The organism is Streptomyces sp. SID486 (assembly GCF_009865385.1).
Lineage (GTDB): Bacteria > Actinomycetota > Actinomycetes > Streptomycetales > Streptomycetaceae > Streptomyces.
This window is the reverse complement of record NZ_WWJT01000116.1, coordinates 1-15,993: the sequence shown is the minus strand read 5'-3', so window position 1 is coordinate 15,993 and position 15,993 is coordinate 1. Positions and strand designations below refer to the sequence as shown.

The window sequence follows — 15,993 nt, the reverse complement described above, 5'->3', positions numbered from 1 at the left end:
TCGCGCAGTTCCCCGCGCCCCTTCGGGGCGCTGGTGGTGGCGGTGGAATCGGAGGTGGGGGGTGTCGTTCGTGGATTTCGGGTGCGGGTTTCGTCGTGGCTGGTCGCGCAGTTCCTCGCGCCCCTTCGGGGCGCTGGTGGTGGCGGTGGAATCGGGGGTGGGGGGTGTCGTTCGTGGTTTTCGGGTGCGGGTTTCGTCGTGGCTGGTCGCGCAGTTCCTCGCGCCCCTTCGGGGCGCGGGTTCGTCACTCGTATTCCGTGCCGCCCTTGCGGGTCAGGTAGGCCGGGCTGACGGCCTTGGCGATGGCCCGGCCCCCTGTCACCGCGCTGTACCGCTCCACCGCCGGGCGTATCACCACGCCCTCCCGCAGATGCAGCTCCCGCCCGGACACCGTCTCCCGGCCGCTCGCGAACTCCATGACCCGCGCTACGTCGTACGGACCGGAGAACAGTCGCGGTACCGAGGGCAGCTCGCCCTCCAGCACCTCGGCCGGGTCGAACCACCGTACGGCCCCGTCCACCTCCGCCGAGACGTCGAACGCCGCGTACCCCAGCGTCTCCCGCCGCCCGTCGGCGCCGTACGTCAGGTCCTGCACCCCCGCGCCGTACACCTCCCCGAAGATCCCGACCCGCGAGGCGCCCAGCCGCTCGCACAGCCGTGCCGCCGCCTCGGCCACCCCGTGCCCGCGCACCGCCCGCCAGTACAGGTTGCGCGGGTCCTCCCGCAGTGCCAGGGACTTGGCGCCGAAGCCCTTGGAGGAGACGTACACCCTCCCCTCCTCGGCGACATACGTCAGCAGGCACGCCGAACCGTGCAGCTTCTCCGTCAGGACCACCGGCTCGCCGGGCGCGAAGATGTCCGGACAGCGCTGGATGTTCTCGATGTCGACCCAGGGGAGCAGACCGGGAGCGGGCTCGACGTCCCCGTTCATCGTCGGCGGGACCGGCGGCACCCACTTGGTGATGCCCAGCCGTGCCGCGAAGTCGGTCCCCTCGGCCGCCGCCCGCGCCAGGTCGACGTCCGCGAGGGCCCTCGGCCGGCACACGATGCCCTGTGACAGCTCGCCGCGCAGCCGCACCGCCCTGACCCGGTCGGCGTTGCCGCCCGCCAGCCGCCCCGTCAGGCCCAGCTCCTCGATCAGCCCGGCCGGGAGGACGGCCTGCTCGGGGATGTAGACGGCGGCCTCGCCGGTGCGGTAGGCGCCCCTGGCGACGACGGCGCGGTACAGCCCCACCTGGGCCAGCTCCAGCGCGTCGGCGTTCGGATGCTCGTGGACGGTCAGCACTTCTGCGGTGACACGCAGCGTGGACATCGGACAACTCCCGTTCAGCGGTCGGGTTCTACCGGCGTCCACTGTCCGGACGGCAAAGCGCTGGAGCGAGGGATTTTCCCGCTGCTAACCTCGGGCGGAGCCGACCGTGCCGGCCCACACCGGGCCCGTGGTCCGTCCCGTCCCGGACGCCGGGCCCACACCCCTACCGGGCCAGCGCCTCCGCCACCAACTCGGCGTTCGACGACGCCCGCCGGCCGTCCGGCAGCAGCAGGGTGTCCTCCAGCCCGATGCGGGTGGCGAGGCCCAGCCGGCCCGCCAGCCGGAGCACCGGCCAGGTGCCGCCCTCCTCGCCGTGCAGCAGCAGCGGGCGGCCGTGTGCCGGGCCCAGCTCGGCCAGGAGTGAGCGCGCCGACGCCTCCGCGGTCGCCGGGTCGTGGTCGGTCACCTCGGCCAGGACCCGCAGCACCCTCGGACCGAGCGGTGAGGCCGCGAACCGGCTCGCGCCGTCGGTGCCGGAGAAGACGCCCGCCTCCACGGCCACGCCCCGGGCGAGCAGTTCCCCGGCCACCTCCTCGGCGCCCGGCTCGTGCCAGTTGACCGAGGCGAAGTCGGGCAGGACCGACCAGGACCGCACCCGGGCGACCCGGGCGGCGGGATCGGGTTCGGCCCACGCTCCCGTGGTCACCCCGACCGGCACCCGCACGCGTTCGCGCAGCGCCTCCAGCACCGGCGCGAGCACGCGGGGCGACAGACTGTCGTGACCGCACGGCGTCTTCGGATGGACATGGACCGAAGCGGCCCCGGCCGCCACCGCGTCCGCGGCGGAACGCGCCAGCTCCTGCGGGGACATCGGCACCGCCGCGCCGTCGGCGGCGGAACGGCACCCGTTGAGACACACCTGCACCATGTCCTCGATGGTGCCAGCCCCCGCGGACGGCGGCCCAGGGAGGTTCCGAGGGGCGAGACGGGCCGGCCGCGCGCGGTCCGCGCGACGGCTTCCCGCGGACGGGGTGCGCACCCCCTGCACACCCCGCACCGGTGCCGGCCCGCGGCCCGCCCCGCACCCGGTGCCGGCCCGGCCGCTCAGGCCGACATCAACAGGCGTTCCCGCCGCGCGTACTGCAGGATCCGCGGACTGAGGACGGGCCGGGGCACCAGGATCCCGCAGTCCGCGCAGACCGGGCCGGACGACGGCTCGTGGTCCAGGCCGTACTTCCACACCAGCCGCTCGCCGTCGCAGACCGGGCACGACGAACCCGGCTCCCGCTCCAGCGCGGCGATCAGCCGGCGCAGAACCTCCGCGAGCGGCTCCTCGGGGTGGACCCGCGGGTCGTCGCACCAGGCGACCCCGAACCCGCCCCAGGTCAGCCGGTGCCAGTCGTCCACGCTGCCCGGCCGGCGCAGCCCGTCGTGCTTCTCCTTCCGCCGGCGCTCGGTGAAGTCGGTCTCGTAGGCGAGCCAGACGTCACGCGCCTCCTCCAGCTCCTCCAGTGCGGCCACGAGCCGCGCCGGATCGGGGGAGCGGTCCTCGGGCCCGAACCCCGCCCGGGAGCACAGATGGTCCCAGGTCGCCCTGTGCCCGTACGGGGCGAACTTCTCCAGGCACTTGCGCAGCGAGTACCGCCGCAGCGCCAGGTCACAGCGCGGATCGCGTACTTGTCTCGCCAGACTCCGGAAACCTGCCATCGTCCTGCACCTCCGTCACACCTGCACCTGCACTTCGGTCACTTCGGCGTCGTCGCGCGGACGTCGCCGAATAGACGTATCGACAGGCGATTCGGCTCCATCGCTTCTTCGGTTGCTCTTGCGGACTCCGGAAAGTGACGCATGTTCATCTTTAAACGGGGGGATACCGGCGGTAACGTTCGGCCACCCCAGTCGCTAGGAGCCGCCATGTCACGGCGAACCCCACGTAACGTCCTTGACAGACTGAGAACGTCCCGCCATCTCTTCGGGTTCCTGAAGTCCGCGTCCGTATGCGTCCTCATAGCCGGTCTTCTCTCCCCCCTCACCCAGACAGCGGTGGCGGCCCCCCGCGCCACGGCCTCCAACGACTACTGCGGCGGGCAGTGTTCGGACATCCTGCCGCCCGGTGAGAACGGCAACGCCACCCTCGCCCAGATCCTGCTCAACCAGGCGTTCGGCACCCAGCCCTCACACGCGGAGGACCAGCTCGGCCCGTACGCCGACCTGGCCTCCGGTTACGCGGGCCTGACCGACGCGAAGATCAACACCTTCTTCGCCGACGCCTCGTTCGGCGTCCCCGCCGACCAGGTCGCCTCCAGCGAGAAACCGGCCGGCCGCGGCGATGTGACCATCGTCCGCGACAAGAAGACCGGTGTGCCGCACATCACAGGCACCACCCGCTACGGCACCGAGTTCGGCGCCGGGTACGCGGCGGCCGAGGACCGGCTGTGGCTGATGGACGTCTTCCGGCACGTGGGCCGCGGCCAGCTGACCGGCTTCGCCGGCGGCGCGCCCGCCAACCAGGGCCTGGAGCAGCAGTTCTACCGCAGCGCGCCCTACACCGAGGCCGAACTCCAGGGGCAGATCGACAGCGCCGTCGCCAAGAGCGGCGCCCGCGGCCAGCAGGCCCTCGCCGACGTGAACGCCTACATCGCCGGCGTCAACGCCTACATAGACGCCTCCGACAGCGGCCGTTACTTCCCCGGCGAGTACGTCCTGACCGGCCACAAGGACGCGATCACCAACGCCGGCACCATAGAACACTTCAAGGTCACCGACCTCGTGGCGCTGGCCTCCGTGGTGGGCTCGCTGTTCGGCTCCGGTGGCGGCGGCGAGGTCGGCAACGCCCTGTCCCTGCTCGCCGCCCAGCAGGAGTACGGCGTCGAGGAGGGCACCCGGGTCTGGGAGTCGTTCCGCGAACGCAACGACCCCGAGGCCGCACTCACCGTCCATGACGGTGCGAGCTTCCCGTACGGCGGCAAGCCCGCCGTCGCCCAGGGCGCGGCCATGCCCGACGCCGGCACGGTGACCGAGGAACCGCTCGTCTACGACCGCACGGGCAGCGCGGCGACGGCGGCCGCCAGGAAGACCTCCGCCACCGCCGCCGCCGCGATCACGAGTTCCGCCAGGCGCGGCATGTCCAACGCCCTCGTGGTCAGCGGCAAGCACACCGCCAGCGGCCACCCGGTCGCCGTCTTCGGACCGCAGACCGGCTACTTCGCCCCGCAGCTGCTCCTGCTCCAGGAGATCCAGGGCCCCGGCATCAGCGCCCGCGGCGCCTCCTTCGCGGGGCTGAGCATGTACGTGGAACTCGGCCGCGGCCAGGACTACTCCTGGAGCGCCACGACCTCCGGCCAGGACATCATCGACACCTACGCGGTCGAGCTGTGCCAGGACGACTACCACTACCTCTACCACGGCACCTGCACCGCGATGGACAAGGTCGAGCAGAGGAACGCCTGGAAGCCGACCGTCGCCGACGGCACGGCCGCGGGGTCGTACACCATGCGCGTGTGGCGCACGAAGTACGGGCCGGTGACGTACCGGGCGACCGTCGGCGGCACGAAGGTCGCCTACACCAGCCTGCGCTCCTCCTACCTGCATGAGGCCGACTCGATCATCGGCTTCCAGATGCTCAACGACCCCGACTACGTCAAGGGCCCGCAGGACTTCCAGAGCGCGGCCCAGCACATCAACTACACCTTCAACTGGTTCTACGCCGACTCCCAGCACACCGCCTACTACAACAGCGGCGACAACCCCGTGCGGGCGAGCGGCGTCGACGCGGAGTTCCCGGTGTGGGCGCGGCCCGCGTACGAGTGGCGTGACTGGGACCCGGCCGTCAACACGGCCGGCTACACCCCGGCCTCCGCCCACCCCAACTCCGTCGACCAGGACTACTACATCTCCTGGAACAACAAGCAGGCCAAGGACTACACCACCGCGTCCTGGGCCGACGGCTCCGTGCACCGCGGCGACCTGCTGGAGGACCGGGTGAAGAAGCTGGTCGCGGCGGGCGGGGTGACCCGGACGAAACTGGTGCAGGCCATGGCCGAGGCCGCCCTCACCGACCTGCGCGCCGAGGACGTGCTGCCGAACCTGCTGAAGGTGGTCGGCTCGGCCGCGGTGACGGATCCCGCCGTCGCCGACGCCGTGAACAAGCTCCAGGCGTGGGTGAGCGCCGGTGCCAGGCGCACGGAGACCTCGCCGGGTTCCCGGACCTACGCGAACGCCGACGCGATCCGCATCCTGGACGCCTGGTGGCCGCTGCTGGTCAAGGCGGAGTTCGAACCCGGGCTGGGCAGTGACCTGTACACGGCCTTCACGGTCAACGTGCCGGTCGACGAGGCGCCGTCCGCCGGGCACGGCCCGACCGGCTCGCACGCCGGCAGCGCCTTCCAGTACGGCTGGTGGAGCTATGTCGACAAGGACATCCGGGCGGTCCTCGGGCAGCCCGTCCAGGGCGGCCTGGCGCACACGTACTGCGGCGGCGGCAGCCTCGGCTCCTGCCGGGAAAGCCTGGTGGGCGCCCTCAAGCAGGCGGCCGGCCTGACCGCCGCCCAGGTCTACCCGGGCGACGACCAGTGCTCGGCCGGGGACCAGTGGTGCGCCGACTCCATCGCCCAGCGCGCCCTGGGCGGCATCAAGCACGGCCGGATCAGCTGGCAGAACCGGCCGACCTACCAGCAGGTCGTGGAGTACACCTCGCACCGGTGAGGCACCGGTGAGGCACCGGTGAGGCACCGCTCGGGCACCGCCGAGGTGCTGCCGGGGTGCCGTGGGCGGCGGGTCAGGCGATACGGCCCGCCGCCAGCACCAGCCGCGCCAGTTCGGGGTGCACGATGTCGCTGTGCGCCCCGGACGGCGCGCCCCCGCGCCGGACCACGGCCGCCGCGTCGACGTTCACACAGCCCGACGCGGGCAGCGGACCGCGCAGGGCCGCCGCGAGGTCCAGCCGGGCGGTGCCCGGCACCGCCTGCACCCCGTCGTGCCCCAGCGCACCCCACTGCGGACCGAGCACCGCCGCGATCTCGCTGCCCGCGCAGGAACGGTCGTCCCCGGCGAGCCGGGAGGCCAGCGGGTAGAACGTGCCGAGAGCCGCGTCGAAGTGCGAGTGGCAGCACACCAGGGGGCCGTCCACGCGCCCCGCCCCGCCCTTGAGCGCACCCGACCGGTCCGGCGCGTGCGGCAGCCGGGCCGCGAACGCGTAGTGCGAGAACGCGCCCTGGAGCAGGGTCACCGACTTCACCGACCGCACCGGTCCGGGCAGCCCGCGCAGCGCGAACGCCACCAGCCGGCCCCCGAAACTGTGTCCGACCAGGTGCACCCGCACCCCCGGCGCCACACCGGCCAGCCGTCCGACGAGCGGCCCGAGCCCCCGCTCGCCCACCGTCCCGGCCCGCCGCTTCATCTGGTAGTACGTCGCCTGCCGCAGCAGTTCCTTCGCCCCGTCCCACGGGTTCGGCAGGCTGAACCGGGCGCCGTCGGCCGCCGGACCGAGCGCGGCCAGCGCGTCCGCGAACTGCTCGCACGCGGCCACCGGGTCCGTGTCGAACACGGCCGGTCCGCCCGGTTCGTCCGTGTCGGCCGGTCCCTGGTCGCCGTCCAGCAGCTGCCGCACCAGCCGCCCGAACTCGGTCAGCCCGGTGGCGCCGTCCGGCCGGTCGTCCAGCATCCGGGCCAGCCGGTCCAGCACCGCCGCCCGGCCCGGGAAGGCTTCCCGCAGCGCCCGCCGGGTGTTCTCGTCCAGCGCCGGGCCGGGCACCCCCTGCGCCTCCACGGCCGCCACCGACTCCGGGAAGTCGGGGATCGGCTCGTCGCTGAACCGCATCGACGGCCAGATCACACCGACGTACCCGAGCCGGGCCTTCGGCGCCAGCCGCGGCAGGGGGGCGAAGAAACGCCGGTACAGCGCGGTCGCTCCCGAGCGGTCGTTGTTCCAGCCGTGCGCGAAGACGATCAGGTCACGCACGCCGCGCTCCGTGACCTGCGCCGACAACCGGTCGCGTTCGGGTCCGTCCACGTCCCCGTCCGCGTCGAAGGTCAGCTCCCAGTAGGGAGTCACGCTCATCCCAGGATCCGCCATGCCAGGCTCCCTCGTCACCCGCGACGGTGCAGTGCGCACGTATCGTCCTGCCGGGGTGCGGGATTGGCCAGCCGCCGCGGGCTACTTGTAGAGGAGATATTCCTTTCGGACCCGCCGGAACGCGGCCAGTTCCTCCTGCCAGGCTCCCGTCACCTCGTCGGTGCCGGCGCCCGCGTCGATCATCGTGCGCACCCGGTCGGAACCGGTGAGCTTGTCGATCCAGTTGTCGGGACGCCAGGCGAAGCCGTCCCACACCTTCCTGGCGGTCACCAGCAGCGCGATCCCGGTGCGCACCGGGTCGTAGGCCGCCCGGTCGGTCACGTGGATCTGCACCCCGCCGACCGTCTTCCCCTCGAACTTGGAGAACGTCGGCGCGAAGTACGCCTCCCGGAACCGCACGCCGGGCAGCCCGAGCCCGTTCACGGCGGCGGCCCAGCGGCCGTCGACGCCCTCGGCGCCCAGGAGTTCGAAGGGCCGGGTCGTACCGCGTCCCTCGGAGAGGTTGGTGCCCTCGAACATGCAGGTGCCGGAGTACACCAGTGCCGTGTCCGGCGTGGGCATGTTGGGGCTCGGCGGCACCCAGGGCAGCCCCCAGTCGTCGTAGAACCGGCCGCGCCGCCAGCCCGGCATCAGCACCGTCTCCAACGGCACCGGAGCGGTCAGGAACTCCCCGTTGAACAGCCGGGCCAGCTCCGCCACGGTCATGCCGTGCGCCTGCGCGATCGGCTGCCGGCCGACGAAGGTGGCGAACTCCTTGTGCAGCACCGGGCCGTGGGCCGCGCGGCCGGTCACCGGGTTCGGGCGGTCCAGGACGACGAAGCGCTTGCCGGCCAGCCCCGCGGCCTCCATGCAGTCGTACAGGGTCCAGATGTACGTGTAGAAGCGGGCGCCCACGTCCTGGATGTCGAACACCACGGTGTCCACACCGGAGGCGGTGAAGACGTCGGCGAGCGGCCGGCCGCTCTTGAGGTACGTGTCGTACACCGGAAGTCCGGTCGCCGGGTCGTCGTAACGGCCCTCCGAGCCGCCCGCCTGCGCGGTGCCGCGGAAGCCGTGCTCGGGGCCGAAGACCGCCGTCAGCCGCACCCGTGGGTCCCGGTGCATCACGTCGACGATGTGGGCGGCGTCCCTGGTGACGCCGGTGGGGTTGGTCACGACGCCGACCTTCTGGGCGTCGAGGAGCGCGTAGCCGCCGGCCGCGAGCTCCTCGAAGCCGGTGCGGAAGCGCTCGCGCCGGCGGGTGCTCCCGGCCGGCACGGCCATCGTCGTCGCCGATGCGAGCAGAGTCCGTCGGGACAGGTGCATGGGGTCCTCCGGTGAGTGGTCACGTGCGGGCCGTCCGGGGCTCGTCGCGCGGTTCCCCGCCCCCCTTAGGCTTGGTGCACTCGGCCTTCCTTCACACATACCGACCGGTTAGTCTGACCGATCAGAGCCGGCGCGCGTCGCGCGAGAGTCGTGTCGAAGGAGACCCATGGTGGAAGCCGTGCAGGATGCGGGAGTGGTCGTCACCGGGGCGGGTGGTGGGATCGGGGCCGCGCTGGCCCGGCGGTTCGCCGCCGAGGGCGCCCGGGTCGTCGTGAACGACCTGGACGCCCGCAAGGCCGAGGCGGTGGCGGGGGAGATCGGCGGTACCGCCGTGCCCGGTGACGCCTCCGCGATCGTCGCCGAGGCCCGCGCGGCGCTCGGCGGCACGGTGGACGTCTGGTGCGCCAACGCGGGGGTCGCCTTCGAGGACGGCGACCTCGGTTCCGCACTGGACGAGACGACCTGGGCGGCCTCCTGGGACGTCAACCTGATGGCCCACGTCCGCGCGGCCCACGCCCTGCTGCCCGACTGGCTGGAGCGCGGCGGCGGCCGGTTCGTCTCCACCGTCTCCGCCGCCGGCCTGCTGACGATGATCGGCGCGCCCTCCTACAGCGTGACCAAGCACGGCGCCTACGCCTTCGCCGAGTGGCTGTCCCTGACCTACCGCCACCGGGGTGTCAAGGTCCACGCCGTCTGCCCGCAGGGCGTGCGCACCGACATGCTGGCCGCCACCGGCAGCGCGGGCGACCTGGTGCTGAAGCCCACCGCGATCGAGCCGCAGGCCGTGGCCGACGCGCTCTTCCGCGGCATCGAGGAGGACCGCTTCCTGATCCTGCCGCACCCCGAGGTCGCCGGCTTCTACCAGGGGCGGGCCGGCGAACCCGACCGCTGGCTCGCCACCATGAACCACATCCAGCAGAAGTGGGAGGCCGGCCGGTGACCGCCTCCCCCTACGCCGCCCGGCCCTGGCTCGCCCTGCTCGACGAGGCCCAGCGCGCCCCCGTCGACCCCGCCGACTCCCTCGTGCACGCCCTGCGCGACGCCGTCGCCGAGGCCCCCGACCGCACCTTCCTCGCCTACTTCGACGCCCGCCTGACCTACCGCGAGGCCGACGCGCTGAGCGACTCCGTCGCCGCCCACCTCGCCGCCCGCGGCCTGGAGCGAGGCGACCGGGTGGCCGTCCTGCTGCAGAACACCCCGCACTTCGTGCTGGCCGTGCTCGGCGCCTGGAAGGCGGGCGCGACCGTCGTCCCGGTCAACCCCATGTACAAGTCGGCCGAGGTGGCGCACGTCCTGCGGGACGGCGAGGTGACCGCGCTGGTCTGCACCGACCGGGCCTGGGAGACGTACCTGCGCGAGACGGCGGCCGGCTCGCCGGTGCGGATCGTGCTCACCGCCTGCGAGCGGGACCTCCAGAGCCGCGACGACGCGCGCGTGCTCCCCTTCGAGCGGCTGCCCCGGCCCGCCGACGCCGACGACCTGGTGGCGGTCGCCCGGCGGGGCGGCCGGGCCCCCGAGGGCCGCGCACCGCGCCCGGACGACATCGCCCTGATCAGCTACACCTCCGGCACCAGCGGCACACCCAAGGGCGCCACCAACACGCACGCCAACGTCATGCACAACGCCGAACGGCAGGCCACCGGACTCGGCCTGCCCGATGCCCCCGTCTACTACGCGCTGGCACCCCTGTTCCACATCACCGGCATGGTGTGCCAGTTCGGGGCCTGCCTGAACAGCGCCGGCACCCTGGTGCTCACCTACCGCTTCGAACCCGGCGTCGTCCTGGACGCCTTCGCCGAACACCGCCCGCACTACACGGTCGGCCCCTCCACCGCCTACATGGCGCTCGCCGCCCACCCGGACGTCACCCGCGAGCACTTCACCTCCTTCGTCCACATGTCCTCGGGCGGCGCCCCCGTGCCGCCGGCCCTGGTGGAGCGGTTCAGGGAGCGCTTCGGGCCGTACATCCGGGTCGGCTACGGGCTCACCGAGTGCACCGCGCCCTGCGCCTCCGTCCCGCCCGGCCTCGAGGCGCCCGTGGACCCCGTCTCCGGAACCCTCTCCGTCGGCCTGCCCGGCGCCGACACGCTCGTGCGCATCCTGGACGACCGGGGCGCGGAGGTGCCCTTCGGGGAACCCGGCGAGATCGTCGTGCGCGGTCCGCAGGTGGTGCCCGGCTACTGGCGCCGCCCGGACGCCACCGCCGAGACCTTCCCCGACGGCGAGCTGCGGACCGGCGACATCGGCTTCATGGACGAGCGGGGCTGGCTGTATGTCGTGGACCGCAAGAAGGACATGATCAACGCGTCCGGCTTCAAGGTGTGGCCGCGCGAGGTCGAGGACGTGCTGTACACGCACCCGGCGGTGCGCGAGGCGGCCGTCGTCGGGGTGCCCGACGGGTACCGTGGCGAGACCGTCAAGGCCTTCATCAGCCTTCGTCCGGGGGCCGAGGCGGCCCCGGACGAACTCGCGGGGTACTGCAAGGAGAGACTGGCCGCCTACAAGTACCCGAGGCAGGTGGAGATCCTGCCCGACCTGCCCAAGACGGCGAGTGGGAAGATCCTCCGTCGGGAACTGCGTTCCCGCACCGCACACGAATAGCAGCAGAACGGAAAGGCAGGTGGCGGAAGTGCCCAGGACGACGGACGGAGACGGGACTCCCGTCCCGCAGCGGCTGCTGGCCGCCGCCACCCGGCTCTTCGCCGAGCAGGGCTACGACCGCACCTCCGTGCAGGAGATCGTGGAGGCGGCCGGCGTCACCAAGGGAGCCCTGTACCACTACTTCGGCTCCAAGGACGACCTGCTGCACGAGGTGTACGCGCGCGTGCTGCGCCTCCAGCAGGAGCGGCTGGACCGGTTCGCGGGCGCCGACGAACCCGTGGACAAGCGGCTCAGGGCGGCGGCCGCGGACGTCGTCGTCACGACGATCGAGAACCTCGACGACGCGATGATCTTCTTCCGCTCCATGCACCACCTGAGCCCGGAGAAGAACAAGCAGGTCCGCGCCGAGCGCCGCCGCTACCACGAGCAGTTCCGCGCGCTGGTCGAGGAGGGCCAGCGAGAAGGGGTCTTCTCCACGGCGACCCCGGCCGACCTGGTCGTGGACTACCACTTCGGCTCCGTCCACCACCTCTCCACGTGGTACCGGCCCGGCGGCCCCCTGACCCCCCAGCAGGTGGCCGACCACCTGGCCGACCTGCTGCTGCGGGCGCTGCGGCCGTAGAACCGGCGCGCCCGCGCCCGCGCCCCCGCCGGCTCCCGGCTTACGTCCGCTCGGTGCTCTCGGTGGTGGCCGCGGCTCCCGGCGTACGTCCGGCCGGTGCGCTCGGCGGTGGCCGCGGACCCCGGCTCACGTCCGGTCGGTGGTCTTCGGGGCGGCCGGGGGCCCCGGTTAGTCGATGATCTCCTTGAAGAACAGCACCGCCGTGGCGGCGGTGCCGCTGCCCACGCTCACCGCCACCGGCCACACACTGCCGGACAGCACCGCGAGGACCGTCGCCCCGACGCCGGCCAGTGCAGCCAGCAGGAACACGATCGCGGCGCGCTGAGTCAGGAGCGGCCCGTCCGGGCCGGACCGCTCCCGGTCGGCCCGGGACACCGTGGTTCTCCTCACCGGGCGTCGCCCGCCCCGGCGGGCACCGGGTCCTCGGGCAGCACGTTCACGCCGTCCCGCTCCGTCAGGTGCCAGGGGTCCTGCGCGGGACGGATCAGGGTGAACGCGGTCTGCCCGTCCGCGCCCGTCCGTACGCCGTACACGGCGGGCTCCGGCAGGCTGTTGTAGTGGAACGGCGTCGAGAAGTAGTAGGCGCCGGTGTCCGGCACCACCACCAGGTCGCCCGGCCGGAGCGGCGGCAGCGCACGGTCGCGGGCGAGCAGGTCACCGGCGAAGCAGGCCGGGCCGGCGATGTCCTGGCGCACGGGCCGGTCCCGCCTGGCCGTGCCGTTCGGGTCGTACGCCTCGATCCGCAGCGGCCAGGCGTCCGGACCGAACACCGTCCGGGTGGCGACCTGCACCCCTGCGTGGGTCACGGCGATGGGCCGGCCGCCCGCCGTCTTCGTGTACTCGACGTATGCGGCCATGAAGCCGTTCTTCGCGAGCAGGGAGCGGCCGAACTCGGTGACGACCGCGTACCGTCCGTCGAAGAGACCCGGGGCGTGCGCCCGCAGCTGCTCGACGTACGTCGCGAAGGTGGGCGTGACCTCGTCGTCGGCGAAGTTGACCGGAAGTCCGCCACCGATGTCGATGCCCGCGATCCGTCCCTCGCCGAAAGCCGCCGTCACCTGGTCGGCGAAGTCCACGGCCTGGGCCACCCCACGGGCCATCAGGTCCAGGGGACAGCCCTGGGAGCCGGTGTGCGTGTGCACCCAGGTCAGCCAGGGGTGTTCGCCGAAGGCCCGCAGCAGCCGCTCACGGTTGCCGGGATCCGTCAGCGGGACACCGAACTTCGAGGTGCTCGTCGCGGTGCTCATCGCGGCGATGGCACCGCCGCCGACCTGGCAGTTGAGGCGGACCCCGATCCGCGACCGCGAAGCCCGCTCCCCGAGGAGCCGGCTGATCCGCTCCAGTTCCTGGAAGCTGTCCGCGTTGACGGTCACGCCCAGGGCCAGGGCCCGCTCCAGCTCCGCCCGGGTCTTGGCGGGAGCGTCGAAGACGATCCGCCCGGCCGGGAAACCGGCCGCCCGCGCGCGGGCCAGTTCGCCGGCGGTGGCGACCTCACAGCCCAGGCCCTGCCGGCGCAGCTCCCTCAGGACGGGCACGAGACAGTTGGCCTTCGCGGCGAACGTGTGCAGGACGCCGGGCACTTCGGGGGAGCGGGGGAAGGCGTCGTGCAGGGCCCGGGCCGTGGCAGCTACACCGTCGAGGTCGACGAAGCCGGCCAGCAGCGACTGCTCCGGGTCCAGCAGCCGCTGCCGCACGGCCTCCTGAAGGATGCGTTCGCGCCGCGCGGCGGCGGGGGCAACAGCGGTCATGGGGAACCCTCCGGGGTGGGAACGGCGCGTCCGGGGCGGAATCCCCGAGCGCGTTCCCAGGCTGCTCCCCGCGCCCCGGACGGGTCATCGTCGGTTCGGCAGAGCCGCACCCGCCCCGACACCGGCCACGCCGGGCCACCGGCCCCCGAGACCCGCGCCGTTGTGCGTGCCGACGACACCGGCACGCCGCGTTGGTGGAAGCGCACAAAAGGGCGTACGGCGGTGGACGGGGGCGTGGTGGTGGGTGGGGGCACGGCGGCGGGTGGGCGCACCACGGCGGCCGGGGCGTGCGGGTGGGTGGGCGCACCGCTGTGGCCGGGCGCACGACCGTGGCCGAGCACGTGCCGGTGGGCGGGAGGAGCGACGCGGGCGGGGTGAGTGGCGGTGAGCGGAGTGGGCGGCGGTGGGCGGGAGGAGCGACGCGGGCGGGGTGAGTGGCGGTGAGCGGAGTGGGCGGCGGTGGGCGGGGTGAGTGGCCGTAGGGGGTGAGCGGAGTGGGTGGGGCAGGGGCTCACGGTGCACGGCCCGGACCCTTGTCCGCGTCCCCGAGCCGGAGTTGCAGCTGCGCCAGCAGTCGGGCGTCCGGGCTGGCGAGGTCAAGCCCCGAGAGCGCGGTGATCCGGCTGAGCCGGTAGCGCAGGCTGTTGGGGTGCAGCGAGAGACTGCGCGCGGCGGCGGAGACGTCACCGAAGTGGTCGAGGTAGGCCCGCAGGGACTCCACGAGGCGGTTGCCGCCCTGCTCGGCGTCGCACGCGGCCAGCCGCGCCACCGAGGTCGCCCGGGGCAGATCCAGGTCCCGCAGGGCGTCGAGCACCTGGAGGACGCCGATCGTGTCCGCCACGTCCTCCACCCATGCCACCGAGCGCGTGTCCCCGGCCCGCGTGAGGGCCTTGAGAGCCTGCTCCGCGGTCCGGCGGGACTCGGCGGCCCGCGCCAGCACCGGGACCACCTCGCCCACTCCCGCCCGCACCGGCGTGCCCACCGCCGCCGACAGCCGCGTGGTCAGCGACGTGGCGAGCTTCGACAACTGTTCCCGGGCCCGGCCCGGTTCCTGGTCCAGCGCGCTGACCAGCACCAGTGCCCTGCCACCCGCCGGCACGACCACGATCCGGTGGCCGAGCGCCGCGCAGTGCAGGGCGAGCAGGCCGTACAGCCGGGACGGGTCCCCGGGCGCGGTCTGCTCGGCCGGGCCGGGACCCGCACCCACCGCCAGTACGGCGCAGGGCTCCCGGGCCGGCAGGGAGGCCCGCTCGGCGAGCACCTCCGCGGAACCGCGGTCCTCCAGCAGCGCACGTGCCGCGTCCTCCGCGAGACGGCTGTCGGCGCCGCGGGTGCGCTGGTGCAGCAGGTGCGCGGCGGCCTCGCGGGACGCGGCGCGCAGGGCCTCCGCCGCGTTCGGGGCCAGGGGCCGGCCCCCGACAGCGGCCACCCACACCGACCCCAGCACCTCGCCGCCCGCGCGGACGGCGCACACCAGGCGTTCGGGGTTCTCGCCCTGGGCCCGCCGGTGCAGCACGTCGTCCGTCGTCCACAGGGCACGGAAGAAACCGGCGTCCCGCATGGCGGCCACCCGCCAGGGGGGCACGCGCCGTCCGAGGATGGTCAGCCGGCGCATCTCGTCCACGTTCTCCTCGGTCGAGGAGTACGCCAGCACGCGGGACTCGGTGTCCTCGATGGTCACCGAGCCGCCGACCAGGGCGGCCACCGCGTCGGCGAGCCCGTCGAGGTCCCCCAGGACCGGGCCTCGGGCCGCGGACGACGGCACGGCCCCCGCCGCCGCCAGTCCGGCCCGCAGCACGACCACGAGTTCGTCCCACCGGTGCCAGGTGCGGAAGAGCACCGCGGTACCGGCCTCCCCGGCGACCGCCCGCAGGGCACGGGCGGACCCCTGGGGGCGCTCCGGGCCGAAGACCACACCGGCGGCCCCGGCCGCGCCGGCCCGGCGCACGACGTCCGCCGCCTGGGCGGAGCCGGCGCCGACGCCGACCGCGAGCAGCAGTTCCCGGGGCCGGATCTCGGGGTCCAGCACGTCCAGGACCGCCACCCCGGCGACCACCACCGCGGGCCCGGCGGGTGCCGTGTCCAGTTCCAGGGCTCCGGGACCGACCAGCGACAACAGGCGCTCCAGAGTCACCCCGGTCCCGGCGGCCCTGCTCCACCCCGCGTGATCCCGCGGATCGGCCACGCTTCCCCCCTCGACACCGCCGGCCACGCCCGGCCGGTCTCCCCGAGGGGTACGACACCACAGTCCGGCCGCGACCTCAACGGCGCGCGGGGCAGAGCCAATTGGACAGGCGGGCCGGGCCGGGACGGAGCGGCGGGCGGGACGGCGTGAGCAGGACGTGCGCGCGGCGTGAGCACGCCCGGCCGGGCCGCCCGACGCTGCCGGGCC

Annotated in this window: 12 protein-coding genes; 4 read left to right on the top strand and 8 right to left on the bottom strand. The window is 73.7% G+C overall.

Annotated features, from left to right (window positions below):
• Nucleotides 1-244: 244 nt before the first annotated feature.
• The 3 genes from GT045_RS05980 to GT045_RS05970 all read right to left on the bottom strand — a co-directional run bounded on the left by GT045_RS05980 (nt 245) and on the right by GT045_RS05970 (nt 2,959).
• Complete coding sequence (locus tag GT045_RS05980; RefSeq protein WP_161333512.1) at nt 245-1,312, bottom strand: RNA ligase (ATP); 1,068 nt, start codon at nt 1,310-1,312, stop codon at nt 245-247.
• Nucleotides 1,313-1,475: 163 nt separating this feature from the next.
• Nucleotides 1,476-2,180, bottom strand: coding sequence for a 3-keto-5-aminohexanoate cleavage protein (locus GT045_RS05975; protein ID WP_161333511.1), 705 nt, complete (start codon nt 2,178-2,180; stop codon nt 1,476-1,478).
• Nucleotides 2,181-2,356: 176 nt separating this feature from the next.
• Nucleotides 2,357-2,959 (bottom strand): hypothetical protein, encoded by a 603-nt coding sequence (locus tag GT045_RS05970; RefSeq protein ID WP_161333510.1) that lies wholly within the window; start codon nt 2,957-2,959, stop codon nt 2,357-2,359.
• A gap of 207 nt (nt 2,960-3,166) precedes the next feature.
• On the opposite strand from GT045_RS05970, the gene GT045_RS05965 reads away from it, so the two are divergent.
• Nucleotides 3,167-5,956: a penicillin acylase family protein gene (locus GT045_RS05965; protein ID WP_161333509.1), complete on the top strand. Its 2,790-nt coding sequence runs from the start codon at nt 3,167-3,169 to the stop codon at nt 5,954-5,956.
• A 73-nt stretch (nt 5,957-6,029) separates the two neighbouring features.
• Here the strand turns inward: GT045_RS05965 and GT045_RS05960 are convergent, their stop codons facing one another.
• The gene (locus GT045_RS05960; RefSeq protein WP_202527279.1) at nt 6,030-7,325 is read right to left on the bottom strand and encodes a serine-threonine protein kinase; all 1,296 of its coding nucleotides are present in this window, start codon (nt 7,323-7,325) and stop codon (nt 6,030-6,032) included.
• Between the two features lie 81 nt (nt 7,326-7,406).
• Nucleotides 7,407-8,630, bottom strand: coding sequence for a DUF1343 domain-containing protein (locus GT045_RS05955; protein WP_161333508.1), 1,224 nt, complete (start codon nt 8,628-8,630; stop codon nt 7,407-7,409).
• A 166-nt stretch (nt 8,631-8,796) separates the two neighbouring features.
• Between GT045_RS05955 and GT045_RS05950 the strand changes: the two genes are divergently transcribed.
• From GT045_RS05950 to GT045_RS05940, 3 genes are read left to right on the top strand one after another with little or no spacing between them, the layout of a single operon-like run.
• The gene (locus GT045_RS05950; protein ID WP_161333507.1) at nt 8,797-9,570 is read left to right on the top strand and encodes an SDR family oxidoreductase; all 774 of its coding nucleotides are present in this window, start codon (nt 8,797-8,799) and stop codon (nt 9,568-9,570) included.
• Nucleotides 9,567-11,231, top strand: a complete 1,665-nt coding sequence (locus tag GT045_RS05945; protein ID WP_161333506.1) for an AMP-binding protein — start codon at nt 9,567-9,569, stop codon at nt 11,229-11,231. Before GT045_RS05950 ends, GT045_RS05945 begins: the two co-directional genes overlap by 4 nt.
• A 28-nt stretch (nt 11,232-11,259) precedes the next feature.
• Entirely contained in the window at nt 11,260-11,853 is a 594-nt protein-coding gene (locus GT045_RS05940) for a TetR/AcrR family transcriptional regulator (RefSeq protein WP_161298705.1), read from the top strand.
• Between the two features lie 168 nt (nt 11,854-12,021).
• Here GT045_RS05940 and GT045_RS05935 read toward each other — a convergent pair whose 3' ends face one another.
• From GT045_RS05935 to GT045_RS40655, 3 genes are all read right to left on the bottom strand, one after another.
• Complete coding sequence (locus tag GT045_RS05935) at nt 12,022-12,228, bottom strand: hypothetical protein (protein WP_161298706.1); 207 nt, start codon at nt 12,226-12,228, stop codon at nt 12,022-12,024.
• Nucleotides 12,229-12,239: 11 nt separating this feature from the next.
• Complete coding sequence (locus tag GT045_RS05930; RefSeq protein WP_161333505.1) at nt 12,240-13,601, bottom strand: diaminopimelate decarboxylase; 1,362 nt, start codon at nt 13,599-13,601, stop codon at nt 12,240-12,242.
• Nucleotides 13,602-14,112: 511 nt separating this feature from the next.
• Nucleotides 14,113-15,786 (bottom strand): helix-turn-helix domain-containing protein, encoded by a 1,674-nt coding sequence (locus GT045_RS40655; protein WP_161333504.1) that lies wholly within the window; start codon nt 15,784-15,786, stop codon nt 14,113-14,115.
• Between the last annotated feature and the right edge of the window lie 207 nt (nt 15,787-15,993).

Bases quoted from the DNA above. Each gene is read 5' to 3' on its own strand.
- GT045_RS05970 (WP_161333510.1), bottom strand. From the start codon at position 2,959: ATGGCAGGTTTCCGGAGTCTGGCGAGACAAGTACGCGATCCGCGCTGT.
- GT045_RS05955 (WP_161333508.1), bottom strand. From the start codon at position 8,630: ATGCACCTGTCCCGACGGACTCTGCTCGCATCGGCGACGACGATGGCC.
- GT045_RS05930 (WP_161333505.1), bottom strand. From the start codon at position 13,601: ATGACCGCTGTTGCCCCCGCCGCCGCGCGGCGCGAACGCATCCTTCAG.
- GT045_RS05980 (WP_161333512.1), bottom strand. From the start codon at position 1,312: ATGTCCACGCTGCGTGTCACCGCAGAAGTGCTGACCGTCCACGAGCAT.
- GT045_RS05965 (WP_161333509.1), top strand. From the start codon at position 3,167: ATGTCACGGCGAACCCCACGTAACGTCCTTGACAGACTGAGAACGTCC.
- GT045_RS05975 (WP_161333511.1), bottom strand. From the start codon at position 2,180: ATGGTGCAGGTGTGTCTCAACGGGTGCCGTTCCGCCGCCGACGGCGCG.
- GT045_RS05960 (WP_202527279.1), bottom strand. From the start codon at position 7,325: ATGGCGGATCCTGGGATGAGCGTGACTCCCTACTGGGAGCTGACCTTC.
- GT045_RS05950 (WP_161333507.1), top strand. From the start codon at position 8,797: ATGGTGGAAGCCGTGCAGGATGCGGGAGTGGTCGTCACCGGGGCGGGT.